The organism is Aerococcus sp. L_32, assembly GCF_050689315.1.
Map to the genome: position 1 here is coordinate 1 of NZ_JBOEQF010001287.1, position 513 is coordinate 513.

The window sequence follows — 513 nt, forward strand, 5'->3', positions numbered from 1 at the left end:
ACCTCTTCCGCGAATTGGCGCCCTGCTTTTAGGAATCCATCAACGTCTTTCATAGTCGTCATCATTTGGCCAGCTGGCGTTAATGCTGGGTCTTTCATCCTGTCTACCATCAATTGTGTCGTTTCAATAACCGATTGATCAGCTTCAATCGCCACTAACATGTCTTGCATGTCTTGCAAAATAGATAACCCTTCGTCCATAGCTTGCGTTTTTTGGAAAGTTTCCTCTTCAGCAACCTTAGTCTTCAAGTCAATCCCGTAATGGACATCCGCCATATTGGCATCTTTACAGGACCAGACTAAGTACATGATGAAGTATTTCATGAATTCAATATCTGACGCTTTAATCCCGTAAGCGGCATCCGGTTGAATATCTAACAGTCTAAATTCTAGGTACTTAATCCCATTATTCAGTAAAGACCGGGCTTTGTTGGCACCACGTAATCGAACATTTGAGTAAAATTCTTTCTCAGCGATTAAACGCCCCTCAGTCACGTTGGCCTCTAATTGCGTC

The 513-nt window shown here is 42.9% G+C and carries 1 pseudogene; it reads right to left on the minus strand.

Annotated features, from left to right (window positions below):
* Positions 1 to 494, minus strand: a pseudogene (locus ACRCJ0_RS19360) (bifunctional glutamate--cysteine ligase GshA/glutathione synthetase GshB); the annotation flags it as partial.
* Positions 495 to 513: the final 19 nt, after the last annotated feature.